The sequence below is a fragment of the Streptomyces sp. CNQ329 genome, from assembly GCF_000482585.1.
On sequence record NZ_AXVU01000001.1, the window covers coordinates 311,612 to 327,027 of the forward strand.

General features: G+C 72.9%; 11 protein-coding genes. 6 read left to right on the forward strand and 5 right to left on the reverse strand.

Annotated elements, in window-relative coordinates:
• Positions 1–46: 46 nt before the first annotated feature.
• Genes I003_RS0101380 through I003_RS0101400 form a run of 5 tightly spaced genes read right to left on the reverse strand, consistent with a single transcriptional unit; the run spans position 47 to position 8,715 of the window.
• Positions 47–763 (reverse strand): (Fe-S)-binding protein, encoded by a 717-nt coding sequence (locus tag I003_RS0101380; RefSeq protein WP_027769836.1) that lies wholly within the window; start codon positions 761–763, stop codon positions 47–49.
• On the reverse strand, positions 742–2,262 hold the full coding sequence (locus tag I003_RS0101385) for a rhamnulokinase (RefSeq protein WP_027769837.1): 1,521 nt from the start codon (positions 2,260–2,262) through the stop codon (positions 742–744). The genes I003_RS0101380 and I003_RS0101385 overlap by 22 nt, the downstream gene beginning before the upstream one ends.
• Complete coding sequence (locus I003_RS0101390; protein ID WP_051368049.1) at positions 2,259–4,337, reverse strand: bifunctional rhamnulose-1-phosphate aldolase/short-chain dehydrogenase; 2,079 nt, start codon at positions 4,335–4,337, stop codon at positions 2,259–2,261. The genes I003_RS0101385 and I003_RS0101390 overlap by 4 nt, the downstream gene beginning before the upstream one ends.
• The gene (rhaI, locus tag I003_RS0101395; protein ID WP_027769839.1) at positions 4,325–5,482 is read right to left on the reverse strand and encodes an L-rhamnose isomerase; all 1,158 of its coding nucleotides are present in this window, start codon (positions 5,480–5,482) and stop codon (positions 4,325–4,327) included. Before rhaI ends, I003_RS0101390 begins: the two co-directional genes overlap by 13 nt.
• 44 nt (positions 5,483–5,526) lie before the next feature.
• Positions 5,527–8,715, reverse strand: a complete 3,189-nt coding sequence (locus I003_RS0101400; RefSeq protein WP_027769840.1) for an alpha-L-rhamnosidase — start codon at positions 8,713–8,715, stop codon at positions 5,527–5,529.
• Between the two features lie 211 nt (positions 8,716–8,926).
• Here I003_RS0101400 and I003_RS0101405 point away from each other — a divergent pair, with 211 nt between their 5' ends.
• From I003_RS0101405 to I003_RS0101430, 6 genes are all read left to right on the forward strand, one after another.
• Positions 8,927–10,438 (forward strand): sugar ABC transporter ATP-binding protein, encoded by a 1,512-nt coding sequence (locus tag I003_RS0101405; RefSeq protein WP_027769841.1) that lies wholly within the window; start codon positions 8,927–8,929, stop codon positions 10,436–10,438.
• A complete protein-coding gene (locus tag I003_RS0101410; RefSeq protein WP_027769842.1) occupies positions 10,435–11,475 on the forward strand; it encodes an ABC transporter permease in 1,041 nt (346 codons plus the stop codon). The genes I003_RS0101405 and I003_RS0101410 overlap by 4 nt, the downstream gene beginning before the upstream one ends.
• Entirely contained in the window at positions 11,472–12,455 is a 984-nt protein-coding gene (locus I003_RS0101415) for an ABC transporter permease (RefSeq protein ID WP_027769843.1), read from the forward strand. Before I003_RS0101410 ends, I003_RS0101415 begins: the two co-directional genes overlap by 4 nt.
• A gap of 70 nt (positions 12,456–12,525) precedes the next feature.
• Entirely contained in the window at positions 12,526–13,599 is a 1,074-nt protein-coding gene (gene rhaS / locus I003_RS0101420; RefSeq protein ID WP_027769844.1) for a rhamnose ABC transporter substrate-binding protein, read from the forward strand.
• A gap of 13 nt (positions 13,600–13,612) precedes the next feature.
• Positions 13,613–13,933, forward strand: a complete 321-nt coding sequence (locus I003_RS0101425) for an L-rhamnose mutarotase (protein ID WP_027769845.1) — start codon at positions 13,613–13,615, stop codon at positions 13,931–13,933.
• A 9-nt stretch (positions 13,934–13,942) separates the two neighbouring features.
• Positions 13,943–15,409: a BNR repeat-containing protein gene (locus I003_RS0101430; protein WP_027769846.1), complete on the forward strand. Its 1,467-nt coding sequence runs from the start codon at positions 13,943–13,945 to the stop codon at positions 15,407–15,409.
• The last annotated feature ends 7 nt before the right edge of the window (positions 15,410–15,416 follow it).

Here is a 15,416-nt window from a genome sequence, read left to right on the forward strand (position 1 = left end):
AGGAACGTACGGGCCCCGCCGGCTCCTGCGCTCGCGCGGGTCTCGGTCACCGGACGTCCCCTTCCGTGCTCGCCAGAATCTCCGCGATGTGCACCGGCCGCACCGTCGAGCCCCGGCGCGCCAGCGTGCCGCCGATGTGCATCAGGCACGAGTTGTCCGCCGCGCAGACGGCCTGTGCACCCGACTCCTCCACGTGCCGCGCCTTGTCGGCGCCCATCGCCGCCGAGACCGCCGGGTTCTTCAGCGCGAACGTGCCGCCGAACCCGCAGCACTCCTCGGCGCCCTCCAGCTCGCGCAGCGTCAGCCCCTTCACGTGGGCCAGCAACTGCCGCGGCCGGTCACCGAGCTTCAGCATCCGCAGCCCGTGACAGGTCGGATGATAGGTCACCGTATGTGGGTAGTACGCGCCGACGTCGGTCACCTTGAGCACGTCGGTGAGGAACTCGGTCAGTTCGTACGTGCGCGGCGCCACGCCCGCCGCGGCGGGCTCGCCGAGCCGGGGGTAGTTGTCGCGGACCATCGCCGCGCACGAGCCGGACGGAGTCACCACATACTCGTAGCCGGCGAAGACCTCCGCGTACCGGCGTGCGAGCGGCTGGGTCTCACGCCGGTAGCCGGTGCTGAACTGGACCTGCCCGCAGCAGGACTGCGCGAGCGGGAAGTCGACCGTCACCCCCAGCCGCTCCAGCAGGGTCACGACCGCGCGTCCGGTGTGCGGGTAGAGCGTGTCGTTGACACACGTCACGAAGAGCGCAACGCGCATTCCGCTTCCTCCCAGGCCGATCCGCCGCCGTCGGGTTCATACTCCCGCAGCGGCTGCGTTCTGTGAAGCAGAGATCGGAGGTCTGAAAGAGTGCCCTCGATCGCGCCGGCCGCGCGCGCCTGGACCAGAAGGTTACCCAGCGCCGCCGCCTCCACCGGTCCGGCGACCACCGGCAGCCCGCAGGCGTCCGCCGTGAGCCGGCACAGCAGCCCGTTGCGGGCGCCGCCGCCGACCACGTGCACCACGCGCACCGTACGGCCCGAGAGCCGCTGCGCGTCGGCCACGGCGCGGCGGTGCGCCAGGGCGAGCGAGTCCAGCACGCAGCGCACGGTCTCCGCCGCCGACCTCGGCTCCGGGCGCCCGGCCCGGCGGCACGCCGCCGCGATCCGCTGCGGCATCCGGCCCGGCGCGAGGAACGCCGGGTCGCCGGCGTCCACGTACGAGCGCAGCGGGGGCGCCGCGGCGGCGTCGGCCAGCAGGGCGTCCAGCTCGTAGGTGTACCCCTCGGCGTCCCAGGCGCGCAGGCACTCCTGGAGCAGCCACAGGCCCATGATGTTGCGCAGGTAGCGGACGGTGCCGTCCACGCCCAGCTCGTTGGTGAAGTTGGCGGCGCGGCTTTCCTCCGTGAGCACGGGGGCGGCCAGTTCCACGCCGGCCAGCGACCAGGTACCGGTGGCGATGTACGCGAAGTCCGCGTCCCGCGCCGGTACGCCGACGACCGCCGAGGCGGTGTCGTGGGAGCCGACCGCCGTCACCGGCACCGGAGCGGTCAGGCCCGTCTCCTCCAGCACCGCGGGCAGCAGTTCGCCCGCCGGGTCACCGGGGCGGCGCAGCGGTGCGAAGAGCCCGAGATCGACGCCCGCGGCCTCGGCGACGCGGCGCGAGAACGCACCCGTGCGCGGGTCGATCAGCCCCGTGGTGGAGGCGTTGGTCAGCTCGGTGCCGGCCTCGCCGGTCAGCCAGTACGCCAGGAGGTCGGGGACGAGAAGCAGTCGCCGGGCGGCGGCCAGCGCGGGGGTCCCGCGGGCGGCGAGGAGCTGGTAGACGGTGTTGAACGGCAGGTGCTGCAGGCCCGTCGCCCGGTACAGCTCGTCCTGCGGCAGCACCGCGGCCAGCTTCGCCGCCATGCCCTCGGTGCGGGTGTCGCGGTAGTGCACCGGGTTGCCGATCAGCGCGCCGGAGGCGTCGAGCAGCCCGTAGTCGACGGCCCAGGAGTCGACGCCCACCCCGGCGAGCCGGCCTCCCGACCGCCTTCCCGCCGCGCGCAGGCCGTCCAGCACGCCGGCGTAGAGCGCGAGGACGTCCCAGTGGAGCGTGCCGGCCAGCCGGACGGGACGGTTGGGGAACCGGTGCACCTCCTCCAGGTGCAGCTCGCCGCCGCCGGCGCGGCCGAGCATCACCCGCCCGCTGGCCGCGCCGAGGTCGACGGCCGCGAACGGCAGCGAACCCCCGTCGCCGGCCGCGCCGCCGCCCGCCGACGGCCCGTACGCCCCGCTCACCGCAGGAAGGCGGCGGCCACGCCCGCGTCCACGGGGATGTGCAGCCCGGTCGTGTGGCTCAGCTCGCCGGCCGTCAGCGCGAACACCGCGTTGGCCACGTGCTCCGGCAGCACCTCCCGCTTCAGCAGCGTCCGCTGCGCGTAGAACTCGCCCAGCTTCTCCTCCGGCACCCCGTAGACCGCCGCCCGCTTGGCCCCCCAGCCGCCGGCGAAGATGCCGGAGCCGCGCACGACCCCGTCGGGGTTGATGCCGTTGACACGTACGCCCAGCTCGCCCAGCTCCGCGGCCAGCAGCCGCACCTGGTGCGCCTGGTCGGCCTTGGCGGCCCCGTACGCGATGTTGTTGGGCCCGGCGAACACGCCGTTCTTGGAGGCGATGTAGACGATGTCGCCGCCCATGCCCTGCGCGGCCAGCACCCGCGCCGCCTCGCGGGAGACGAGGAACGAGCCGCGCGCCATGATGGCGTGCTGGGTGTCCCAGTCCGCCGCGGTGGTCTCCGCCAGCGGCTTGGAGACCGAGATCCCGGCGTTGTTGACGACGAGGTCCACGCCGCCGTACGCGAGCGCCGCGGCCCGGAACGCCGCCGCGATCTGCTCCTCGTCGGTGACGTCCACCGGCACCGCGACGGCCTTGTCGGGCCCGCCCAGCTCCGCGGCGACGGCCTCGGCGCCGGCGGCGTCCCGGTCGGCGACGACGACGCACGCGCCCTCCGCGGACAGCCGGCGGGCGATGGCCCGCCCGATGCCGGAGCCCGCGCCGGTGACCAGCGCCACCCGGGTCGCCAGCGGCTTCGGCGGCGGCATGCGGCGCAGCTTGGCCTCCTCCAGCTCCCAGTACTCGATGCGGAACTTCTCCGCCTCGGGGATGGGGGCGTACGACGAGACGGCCTCGGCACCGCGCATCACGTTGACGGCGTTGACGTAGAACTCGCCCGCCACCCGCGCCGTCTGCTTGTCCTTGCCGAAGCTGAACATCCCGACCCCGGGCACGAGCACGATCGCCGGGTCGGCGCCGCGCATGGCCGGCGAGTCCGTTGCGGCGTGGCGCTCGTAGTAGGCGCGGTAGTCCTCGCGGTACGCGGCGTGCAGCTCCCGCAGCCGGGCGACGGCCTCATCGAGCGGCGCGTCCGGCGGCAGGTCGAGGACCAGCGGGCGGACCTTGGTGCGCAGGAAGTGGTCGGGGCAGGAGGTACCGAGGGCGGCCAGCCGCGGGTGGGCCTCGCGGGCGAGGAAGTCCAGCACCGCACCGGTGTCGGTGAAGTGGCCGACCTGCGGCCGGTCGGTGGAGGCGAGTCCGCGGACGACCGGCGCCAGCGCGGCGGCCCGCTCCCGGCGTTCGGCGTCCGGCAGCGGCCCGTAACCCTCGACCAGCGGGCCGAACGGCTCGGGCCGCCCCTGCTCGGCCAGGAATCGCTCGGCGGTGCGGATGATCTCCAGGGAGTTGCGCTCGCACTCGTCGGCGTCCGCGCCCCACGCGGTGATGCCGTGGCCGCCGAGGATCACGCCGATCGCGCCGGGGTGCGCCTCGTACACGGCCGCGATGTCCAGGCCGAGCTGGAACCCGGGCCGCCGCCACGGCACCCACACCACCCGCTCGCCGAAGCACCGCCGGGTCAGCTCCTCGCCGTCCGCGGCGCAGGCCAGGGCGATGCCGGAGTCGGGGTGGAGGTGGTCGACGTGCGGGGCGCCGACCAGCCCGTGCATGGCCGTGTCGATCGACGGCGTGGTGCCCTCTCCCCCCGGGAGCCATCCCCTGCCGTGCAGGCAGTAGTCGAACGCGCCCACCATCTCGTCCTCGCGCTCCACCCCCGGGTACGTGCCGGTCAGCGCCCGCAGCCGGTCCAGCCGCAGCACCGCCAGGCCCGCGGCGGTCAGCGTGCCGAGGTCGCCGCCGGAGCCCTTGACCCACATCAGCTCCACCTCGCCGCCGGTCACCGGATCCGTCGCGGTCCCCTTCGCGGAGGCGTTGCCGCCCGCGTAGTTGGTGTTGCGCGGGTCCGCCCCCAGCCGGTGCGCGCGCGCCAGCAGGGCGGAGACCGGGTCGTACGCGCCGGGCCCCCCGCTCACGCGCCCCACCCCGCCTGCGTGCCGCCGACCCGCTCCGCGACGATGCGCTCGGCCCACCCCGAGCGCCGGTACGCGGCCACCGGGTCCGGATCGAGTCCCATCTCCTCGCGCACTTCGGCCAGCAGCGGCCGTACGTCGGTGTTGTAGGCGTCCATCAGGACGGCGTTGGCGCCCAGCACGTCGCCCTCGCGCTGCGCGGCGGCCAGCGCCTCGCGGTCGACGAGCAGCGCCTTGGCCGTGGCCTCCTGGACGTTCATCACCGACCGGATGATCGCGGGGATCTTCGGCTCGATGTTGTGGCACTGGTCGAGCATGAACGCCACGTCCGGGCCGAAGCCCCCGCCCCGTACGACCTCGTACATCAGGCGGAACAACTGGAACGGGTCGGCCGCGCCGACCATCAGGTCGTCGTCGGCGTAGAAGCGGGAGTTGAAGTCGAAGCCGCCGAGCTTCCCCTCCCGCAGCAGCACCGCGACGATGAACTCGATGTTCGTGCCCGGCGCGTGGTGCCCGGTGTCCACCACCACCTGCGCCCGGTCGCCCAGGCGCAGGCAGTGCGCGTACGCGGTGCCCCAGTCCGGCACGTCCATGTGGTAGAACGCCGGCTCGAAGAGCTTGTACTCCAGCAGCATCCGCTGCCCCTCGCCCAGCCGTGCGTACACCGCGTCGAGCGCCTCGGCCAGCCGGTCCTGGCGCTCGCGCACGTCGTCCTGGCCGGGGTAGTTGGTGCCGTCGGAGAACCAGAGCTTCAGGTCCCGCGAGCCGGTGGCGTCCATGATGTCGACGCACTCCGTCAGGTGCGCCAGCGCCTTGCGCCGCACCGCCGGGTCCGGGTGGGTGACCGAGCCCAGTTTGTAGTCGTCGTCCTGGAAGACGTTGGCGTTGATCGCGCCGAGCCTGAGCCCCCGCTCCTTCGCGTACGCCGCGAGGGCCGCGTAGCCGTCGGCGCCCTCCACCCGGTCCCAGGGGATGTGCAGTGCGACGGTCGGCGCCACGCCGGTGTGCTCGTGCACCCGGGCGGCGTCGTCCAGCTTCTCCCGGGGCGTGCGCGGCACCCCCGGCTGCGCGAAGACCTTGAAGCGTGTGCCTGAGTTGCCGTACGCCCAGGACGGTGTCTCGACTGCCTGGGACTTGAGTGCCGCTTTCACGGTCATCGCGAAGCCTTTCCGCGGGGGTGTCGCTGTCGTGTGGGGTGTGTTCAGTTGGCGAAGCGGTGCGTGCCCGCGCCCGCGGCGAAGACGGCGCAGCCGTCCTCCATCCGCAGGAACCGGGCGCGGCCGTGGGAGACGTCCGCCGCGGACCGGGCCGGGACCCAGACCTCGGCGGTGGTGTTGAAGGGGAGCGTCACGTCCAGCCGCAGCCGGCCGCCGCTCACCTGCCAGTCGGTGGTGACGGGGCCGTAGAGCGTGCTGAGCCTGCCGCGCGCCCGGTCGACCTCGCCGCCGGGGCGGGGCCGGATAAGCAGCTTGCGGAAGCCCGGCTCGGCCGGGGCGATGCCGGTGATGTGGCGGTACATCCACTCGCCGACGCAGCCGTAGGCGTAGTGGTTGAAGGAGTTCATACCCGCGTCCTGGAAAGAGCCGTCGGGCTTGAGGGAGTCCCAGCGCTCCCACATGGTGGTCGCGCCGTTGGCGATCTGATAGCCCCAGCCGGGGAACGTGTCCTGGTGCAGCAGCCGGTAGGCGACGTCGTGGTGGCCGGTGGCGGTCAGCACGGGCAGCAGCCGGGGGGTGCCGAGGAAGCCGGTGGACAGGTGCCAGTCGCGGGCTTCGACCAGCGCGACGAGACGGTCGGCGGCGGGCCCCCGGGCGTCCTCGGGGAGCAGGTCCATGGAGAGCGCCAGGACGTACGCGGTCTGCGTGTCGCCCTTGATCCGGGCGCCGCCCTCGGAGACGTACGCGGCGGTGAACGCCTCGCGTACGGCGCCGAAGAGCGTGTCGTACGGGGCCGGGTCGCGGCCGAGGACACGCGCGATGCGGGCGACGAGGTCGGCGCTGTGCGCGAAGTACGCGGTGCCGATGACGTCCTTGGGGGTCTCGTCCTGCGTGTTGAGCCAGTCGCCGTAGCCCTCGGCGGGGCGCAGAAAGCCGTTGCTGTTGCGCTTGAGGTACTCCAGCCACTCCAGCACCGAGTCCCAGGACTGCTCCAGCACCCGCGTGTCGCCGTACGCCTGGTAGAGCGCCCAGGGCACCGTGGTGCCGGCGTCGCCCCAGCCGGCGACGCCCTTGCCGACGGGGCCGACCCAGGGGGCGACATCGGGGTACGCGCCGTCGTCGTCCTGGTCGTCGCGCAGGTCGTACAGCCACTTGGTGAGGAAGCGCGCGGACTCCATCGTGTAGGCCGCGGTGGGTGCGAAGACGTTGATGTCGCCGGTCCAGCCGAGGCGTTCGTCGCGCGCGGGGGTGTCGGTGGGCACCGACAGGAAGTTGCCGCGCTGGCCCCAGGTGATGTTGGAGTGCAGTTTGTTCAGCGTCTCCACGTTGGTCTCGAAGTCCATCGTGAACGGCGCGGCGGTGTGCATGACCCGGCCGGTGACGGCGTCCTTCGGCGGCCTGCCGGGGTAGCCCGTGACCTCGACGTAGCGGAAGCCGTGGAAGGTGAACTTCGGCTCGTAGACCTCGCCGTCGGCGGCGCCGCGCAGGGTGTAGGTGTCGGTGGCGCGGGCGGTGCGCAGGTTGGCCGTGTACACGGTGCCGTCGGGGTTGAGGACCTCGGCGTGGCGCAGCGTGACGACGGTGCCGGCCTTGCCCCGGACGCGCAGCCGCACGGTGCCGACCATGTTCTGGCCGAGGTCGAAGACGAACACCCCGGGGGAGGGCTCGGTGACCTTCCGCGCGGGCAGCTCGCTCTCCACCCGGGTCGGCGCGTCGACCTGCGCCACGACGGCGGTGCCCCCGGAGTCCGCGGCCTCGGCCGGGCGCCAGCCGGAGTCGTCGAAGCCGGGTGCGGTCCAGCCGGGGGTCTCCAGCCGGGCGTCGTGGTCCTCCCCGGCGATCAGGTCCGCGGCGGTGACCGGGCTGCCGCCGCCGCGCCAGCCGGTGTCCGACAGGACGCGCTCGACGCTGCCGTCGTCGTAGGTGACCTCCAACTGCGCCAGCAGCGCGGGGCGTTCGCCGTAGTGGTGCGGGCCGAACCAGCCGAGGTTGCCCGCGTACCAGCCGGCGCCCAGATCGACGCCGATGGCGTTGGCGCCGGGCCGCAGCAGACCGGTGACGTCGTACGTCTGGTACTGCACCCGCTTGTGGTAGTCGGTCCACCCGGGCGCGAGCACGTCCTCGCCGACGCGGCGGCCGTTGAGGTGCGCCTCGTACAGCCCGAGGGCCGTGGCGTACAGCCGCGCGCGGGCGACGCGCCGCGCCGGCAGCCGGAACTCGTGCCGAAGCCGGGAGGCGGGCAGGGAGACGGGCACGGCGACCTCGCCCCACGGGCCCGCACCCCAGGGGGCGAGCACCTTGGCGGCGGCCCAGGCGGAGTCGTCGAAGCCGGGCGCGGTCCAGCCGTCGGCCGGCTCGGCGTCGGCGGACTTCCAGCCGTCGCCGGTGACGAGGGTGGTCACGCCGTCGGCGGTGGTGAGTTCGAGGGCGCCGAGCAGCCCGGCCGGGCCGACGGAGCCGTTGGTGGCGGAGACGGCGATCACGACCGCGCCCGCGGCGGCGGTGACCGGCCCGGTGACGTCCACGACGTCGGGGCGGTTCCAGGCGGTGCCCGCGGCGACCTCGGTGCCGTCGACGTACGTGGTGTGGCGGTCGTCGGCGGCCATGACGAGCCGGGCCCGGGTGACGCCCTCGGGGAGGTCGAGCCGGGCGCGGAACCAGCGGGTCTCGGCGGGGGCGCTGGAGGCGGGGTCGCCCTCGGGGAACCAGATCCACGAGGCGCCGGTGATGTCGGGGGCGTCGGCCGGCAGGTCGGGCGCGGCGATCCAGGTCGCGGCCCATTCCTCGCCGCGCAGCCCGGTCTCCCACCAGGTGGGCTCGCTCCAGCCGGAGGCGGTGCCGTCCTGGTCCCAGACGCGGACCGTCCAGTGGTAGCGGGTACGGGGCCGCAATGCGGGCCCGCCGTACGGCACGAGGACGGAGTCGGCGGAGGCGACCTTGCCGCTGTCCCACACGTCCGGGTCGCTCAGCCCGCCGGGGGCCGTGGCCACGCGGATCTGGTACGCGCTCTGCGTGCCGCCCGGCGAGCCCGCCTCCACCGGCCAGCTCAGCCGGGGGCGGTCGACGTCCAGACCGAGGGGCCGGCTGACGTACTCGGCGGTCGGCCGGGTCACCTCCGCCTCCCGGACCGCACCACTCCCGTCCGCGGCAGCGCGGGCGGCGGGCGCGGCGCCGGTGGCGGCGGCGGTGCCCAGGGCGGTGGCGGTGCCGAGGAGTGAACGTCTGCTGATCACGGGGTCCTCCGGGGGACGGCGCGAGCATGAATCGTTTCAGATCACGAAGTTAAGGAGGTGCCGGTGGTGTGTCAAGGGTCCGCGGAGAACGTGACGTTGCTCAGGAACTTTCCATGTCCGACCCATTGACGGGCCTATCGGGGGAGGTCTAGCTTCCGTGAAAACCCATTGAAACCTTTCATGAACTGCCGACCGCAACGGTGCTGAGACCATGACAGAAGTGCCCGTCCTGGCCGCGCGCGGCCTGAGCAAGTCCTTCGGGGCCGTACGCGCCCTCGAGGACGTCTCCCTCACGCTGCACGCCGGCGAGGCGCACGCCCTCGCCGGCGAGAACGGCGCGGGGAAGTCCACCCTCATCAAGACCCTTGCCGGCGTCCACCGCCCCGATGCCGGCCGGTTGCTCCTCGACGACTCCCCGGTGGCCTTCCACGGACCGGCCGACGCCCGCGACGCGGGTATCGCCGTGATCTACCAGGAACCCACGCTCTTCCCCGACCTGTCCATCGCCGAGAACATCTTCATGGGCCGCCAGCCCCGCCGCACCCTGCGCCGCATCGACCGCGCCTCGGTCCACGACGCCACCGCCGCGCTCATGCGCCGTCTCGGCGTCGACCTCGGCCCCGACCGCCCGGCGCGCGGGCTGTCCATCGCCGACCAGCAGATCGTGGAGATCGCCAAGGCGCTGTCGTTCGACGCCCGCGTCCTGATCATGGACGAGCCCACCGCCGCGCTCACCGGCAGTGAAACCGCCCGTCTCTTCGCCGTCGTCGAGGCGCTGCGCGCCGAGGGCGCCGCCGTGCTGTTCATCTCGCACCGGCTGGAGGAGATCTTCCGGCTCTGCAGCCGCGTCACCACGCTGCGCGACGGCCGCTGGATCGCCACCGACGAGGTCGCCGCGCTCACCGAGGACGATCTCGTCCGCCGCATGGTCGGCCGCGACTTGGACGAGCTGTACCCCAAGCAGGACGCCCGACTGGGCGAGACCGCGCTGTCCGTACGGCGGCTGACCCGCGAAGGGGTCTTCCACGACGTCTCCTTCGACGTCCGCCGCGGCGAGATCGTCGCCCTCGCCGGGCTCGTCGGCGCCGGCCGCAGCGAGGTCGTCCAGGCCGCGTTCGGCGTCGACACCCCCGACGCCGGCGAGGTGCACGTGGCCGGCCGCCCGCTGCGCCGCGGCTCGCCGACCGCCGCCATGGACGCGGGCGTCGCCCTCGTCCCGGAGGACCGGCGCCAGCGCGGCCTGGTCATGGAGATGTCCATCGAGCGCAACATCGGCCTCACCGGTCTCGGCCGGCTCGGCTCCGCCGGGCTCGTCCAACGGACGCTGGAACGCGCCCGGGCCGCCGACTGGGCGGCGAAGCTGCGGCTGAAGTACGGGCGACTCACGGACGACGTGGGGGTGCTGTCCGGCGGCAACCAGCAGAAGGTCGTCCTCGCCAAGTGGCTGGCCACCGAGCCGTCGGTGCTCATCGTCGACGAGCCGACCCGCGGCATCGACGTCGGCACCAAGGCCGAGGTGCACCGGCTGCTCTCCGAACTGGCCGCCGGGGGACTGGCCGTCCTCATGGTCTCCTCCGACCTGCCCGAGGTCCTCGGCATGGCCGACCGCGTGCTCGTGATGCACGAGGGCCGGCTCGTCGCCGAGATCCCGAGGGCCGAGGCCACCGAGGAGTCGGTGATGACCGCCGCGACCGGCCGCGGCGCCAGGGAGGCGGCTGCATGAGCGCGACCGTACAGAAGACCGAGCCCGCCCCCGCCGCCGGCGGCGAGCGCTCCGCGCGCTCGCTGGCCGACCTCGTCTTCCGCGCCCGCGAGCTGTCCATCGGCGGCGCACTCGTCCTGCTGATCCTCTGCACCTGGATCGCCAACCCCTCTTTCCTGGACGACCAGGGCGTCGAGGACCTGCTGCTCAACTCCTCGATCCTGGTGCTGCTCGCCGTCGGCCAGTCCGTCGTCGTCATCACCCGCAACATCGACCTGTCCGTCGGCTCCGTCGTCGGACTGACCGCCTTCGCCTGCGGCGACTTCGTCTCCGGCACCGACCACAGCGTGTTCGTCGTCGTCCTCCTCGGCATCGCGCTCGGCACCGCGTGCGGACTGGCCAGCGGGCTTCTGGTGAGCTTCGGCAAGGTGCCCGCGCTGGTCGTGACCCTCGGCATGCTCTACGTCATCCAGGGCCTGGACTACTGGTGGGCGGGCGGCGAGCAGATCAACGCCGCCAACCTCCCCGACGACGTCCTCTCCCTGGGCACCGGCGGCGTTCTGGGCATTCCGTACCTGCCGCTGATCACCGCCGTCGTCCTCGCCGGCACCGCCTACTACCTGCGCTGCTACACCGGCGGCCGGGAGCTGTACGCCATCGGCTCCAACCCCGAGGCCGCGCGGCTCGCCGGCATCCCCATCCGCCGCCGCGTGCTCGGCGCGTACGCCTTCTCCGGCGCGATCGCCGGCTTCGCCGGTGCGCTGTGGCTCGCCCGCTTCGGCACCGTCGTCGCCGACGCCGCCAACGGCTGGGAGCTGACCGTCGTCAGTGCCGTCGTCGTCGGGGGCGTCGCCATCACCGGCGGCGTCGGCTCCGTCTGGGGCGCCGCGCTGGGCGCCGCGCTGCTCACCACCATCGGCAGCGCGCTGGTCGTCCTCAAGGTCAGCTCCTTCTGGCAGCAGGCCATCACCGGCGTGCTGCTGCTCGCCGCCATCACCACCGACCGCATCGTGCAGCGGCGCACCACCAGCGCGCTGCGGAAGAGGAGGCGGCAGTGAAGTCGCTCGGCACCTACCTGCGGTGGGACACCGCCGTCGGCATCCTGCTGATCGCCGTGTTCCTCGCCGGCACCTCGTCCACCGACGGCTTCGCGTCCACCGGCAACATGTCCGCCGCGCTCAACGACACCGCCGAGATCGCCCTCATCGCGCTGCCGATGACGCTGCTCGTCGTCGCCGGCCAGGTCGACCTGTCCGTCGCCTCCATGCTCGGCCTGTCGAGTGCGCTCGCGGGCACCCTGTGGGACGCGGGGTACGCCTTCGAGCTGATCGTGCCGGTCTGCCTGCTCGCCGGCGCCGCCGGCGGGCTGCTCAACGGCTGGCTCGTCACCCGCGTCGGGCTGCCGCCGCTGGCCGTCACCATCGGCACCCTCACCCTCTACCGGGGCCTGGCCTCGGTCGTCCTCGGCGACAAGGCCGTCGCGGGCTTTCCGGACACGTACTCCAGGTGGGCCTCCTCCACCGAGACCGTGCCGGGCACCTTCGTGCCGTACCCCATCGCGCTCTTCGCGGTGCTCGCCGTGCTCGCCGCCGTGCTGCTGCACATGACCGGCTTCGGACGCTCGCTGTACGCCATCGGCGCCCAGGAGGACGCCGCCTGGTTCGCGGGCATCCGCGTCAAGCGCATCAAGCTCGCGCTGTTCGTCGTCTCCGGGCTGATGGCGTCCTTCGCCGGCATCGTCTACACCCTGCGCTACGGCAGCGCGCGCGCCGACAACGGCCTGGGCCTCGAACTCGTCGTCATCGCCTCCGTCCTCCTCGGCGGCGTCGACTTCAACGGCGGCAAGGGCACCCTCGGCGGCGCCGTCGCCGGCGTACTCCTCATCGGCCTGCTCAACAACCTGCTCACCCTCAACGACGTGGCGAACGAGATCCGCGTGATCGTCACCGGGCTGCTGCTCATCGCCTCCGTACTCGCCCCGCGCGCGCTCTCCGCGCTCGCGGAGCGCCGCAACCGCCGCCTCGCCGCGGCCTCCTGACCCCATGGCACCGACTCCGCCCGACTCTGCTCCGCGGACTCGCGGAAGCGAACGCGAAAGGTTCACCCGCATGCGTAACAAGAGCCGCACCCTCGCCGCGACGGCCGCGCTGTGCGCCCTCACCCTGGCGGTCGGCGCCTGCTCGGGCACCACCAAGGACGACGCGGAGAACGACGCCAAGGAGCAGGCGTCGGAGGCCACCGCGAACCCGGACGCGCCGCTGAAGAAGGGCCTGAAGATCGCCTTCCTGCCCAAGCAGATCAACAACCCGTACGAGCAGATCGTCGACGAGGCGGGCATCGAGGCGAGCGCCGAGTTCGACGCCCAGGCCAAGGAGGTCGGGCCTTCCGACGCCAAGGCGTCCTCGCAGGTCTCGTACATCAACACCCTCGTCCAGCAGCGCCAGGACGCCATCCTCATCGCCGCCAACGACCCCAACGCGGTCTGCGGCCCGCTGAAGACCGCCATGCAGCAGGACATCAAGGTCGTCGCCTACGACTCCGACACCGCCAAGGACTGCCGCCAGCTCTTCATCAACCAGGCCAGCTCCGAGGAGATCGGCCGCAGCCAGGTACGGCGCATCGCCGAACAGCTCGACCACAAGGGCCAGATCGCCATCCTGTCGGCGACGCAGAACGCCACGAACCAGAACACCTGGATCGACTACATGAAGGACGAGCTGAAGAAGCCCGAGTACAAGGACATGGAGCTGGTCAAGGTCGCCTACGGCGACGACGACGACCAGAAGTCCTTCCAGGAGACCCAGGGGCTGCTCAAGGCGTACCCCGACCTGAAGGGCATCATCTCGCCCACCACCGTCGGCATCGCAGCCGCCGCCCGCTACATCAGCTCCTCCGACTACAAGGGCGAGGTCGTGCTCAACGGGCTCGGCACGCCGAACCAGATGCGCAAGTTCGTCAAGGACGGCACCGTCGCGGAGTTCTCCCTCTGGGACCCCAAGGACCTCGGCTACCTCGGCGCCTACGCCGCCGCCGCGCTGGCCTCCGGGCAGATCACCGGCAAGGAGGGCGAGACGTTCGAGGCCGGCCGGCTCGGCGAGTACACCGTCGGCAAGGACGGCGAGGTCATCCTCGGCCCGCCGACCGTGTTCGACGAGAAGAACATCGACGAGTACGACTTCTGACGGGCGCGACGCGATGCCCCGCGTCTGCTTCCTGCTGAAGGTACGCGCCGACCGGCTGGCGGAGTACCGCGAGCGGCACGCGGCCGTATGGCCCGACATGCTCGCCGCGCTCTCCGCCGCCGGCTGGCGCAACTACTCGCTCTTCCTGCGCGACGACGGGCTCCTGGTCGGCTACCTGGAGACCGACGACTTCGCCGCCGCGCAGGCCGCGATGGCCGCGAGCGACGTCAACGCGCGCTGGCAGGCCGAGATGGCCCCGTTCTTCGAGGCGCTCGACGGCGCTGCGCCGGACGCGGCCGTACACCCCCTGACAGAGGTCTTCCACCTCGACTGAGGATCCCCCATGAGACTGCTCTCCCGCCCTCTCGTGCAGCCCGCGCTCCTCGCCGCCGCCCTGCTGCTGGCGGCGACCGCGCTCCCGGCCGCCGCGGCGGACCCCGGCCCCGCCGCGGCGCCGGGCCGGCCGCCCGCGCCGGGCCCCTCGCTGACCCGGATCGCGGATACCGAACTCGACCCGCAGGCGGTCTACTTCGTCTCGTACGACGGCCTGGTCAACAACAGCTCCTTCACCAAGAACGGGATCCTCACCCACGAGGGCCATCAGTACGCGGCCTGGTACACCGCCGACCGCAGCGCCGTCGTCGCCCGCCGGGCCCTGGGCGAACGCACCTGGCAGACCGTCACCCTGGACCACCGGCTGAAGTACGACGACTCCCACAACGTCATCTCCCTCGGCGTCTCCGCCGCCGACGGCCGGCTGCACGTCAACATGGACTCGCACTCCGACGGCTTCTTCTACCTCAAGTCCGTCCCGGGTCTGATGAACCGGCCGAAGGCGCACGACTGGAGCGCGGACGCGTTCGGGTCCGTCCAGACCTCACTCGACGGGCTCGCGCTCACCGACCGCTTCACCTACCCCCAGTTCGTCGCCACCCCCGCCGGCGGGCTGCTGCTCAGCTACCGCGACGGCGTCTCCGGCAACGGCCGCAACGCGCTGGCCGCGTACGACGGGAAACGCTGGCGGGCGCTCGGCCCGTGGTCCGGCTCCACCGGCACGTACACCACCGAACACGGCAGCAGCTCCGCCCGCAACATGTACCTGCACGGCATCGACTACGGCCCCGACGGCACCCTGCACGCCTTCTACACCTGGCGCGAACAGAACACCGCCGTCATGTGCGCCCCCGGCGGCCTCAGCAACCACGACACCGGATACGTCCGCTCCGCCGACGACGGCCGCACCTGGACCAACGCCGCGGGCCAGGCCGTCGGCACCACCGGCGGCAGCGACCTCGTGTCGTTCGACGACCCCGGCACCGTCGCCGACCCGCTGAACGCCGACCACGCCCTGATGAACCAGGAGCACCAGGCCACCGACTCCGCCGGCCGCCCGCACGCGCTCATCAGCTACGTCCCGGGCCGCTTCGGTCAGTGCTCCACGGACTACGTCGCCGACCGCAGGGCGAACGCCCGCGCCTTCCACGTCCACCGCGACGACGCCGGCCGCTGGCACAAGACCGAGATCGACGTGCCGCTGGAGTCCACCCAGCGCTCCAAGCTCGCCTTCGACCGCCACGACAACGCCTACGCCGTACTGCCCTACGGACGGGTCGTCGCCGCCTCCGCCGCCTCCGGCTGGACCGACTGGAAGGTCCTCTTCGACGGCGCCGGCCTCGACGCCTTCGGCGAGGTGATCCTCGACGAGACCCGGCTCGCCCAGGACGGCGTCCTGTCCTTCATGTACCAGCAGAAGTCCACCGGCACCACGCCCTCGCCGCTGCGCACCGTGGACTTCGCCCTGCCCCGCTAGGCGCGAC

Bases quoted from the DNA above. Each gene is read 5' to 3' on its own strand.
- I003_RS0101380 (WP_027769836.1), bottom strand. From the start codon at position 763: ATGCGCGTTGCGCTCTTCGTGACGTGTGTCAACGACACGCTCTACCCG.
- rhaI (WP_027769839.1), bottom strand. From the start codon at position 5,482: ATGACCGTGAAAGCGGCACTCAAGTCCCAGGCAGTCGAGACACCGTCC.
- I003_RS0101405 (WP_027769841.1), top strand. From the start codon at position 8,927: ATGACAGAAGTGCCCGTCCTGGCCGCGCGCGGCCTGAGCAAGTCCTTC.
- I003_RS0101410 (WP_027769842.1), top strand. From the start codon at position 10,435: ATGAGCGCGACCGTACAGAAGACCGAGCCCGCCCCCGCCGCCGGCGGC.
- rhaS (WP_027769844.1), top strand. From the start codon at position 12,526: ATGCGTAACAAGAGCCGCACCCTCGCCGCGACGGCCGCGCTGTGCGCC.
- I003_RS0101425 (WP_027769845.1), top strand. From the start codon at position 13,613: ATGCCCCGCGTCTGCTTCCTGCTGAAGGTACGCGCCGACCGGCTGGCG.
- I003_RS0101430 (WP_027769846.1), top strand. From the start codon at position 13,943: ATGAGACTGCTCTCCCGCCCTCTCGTGCAGCCCGCGCTCCTCGCCGCC.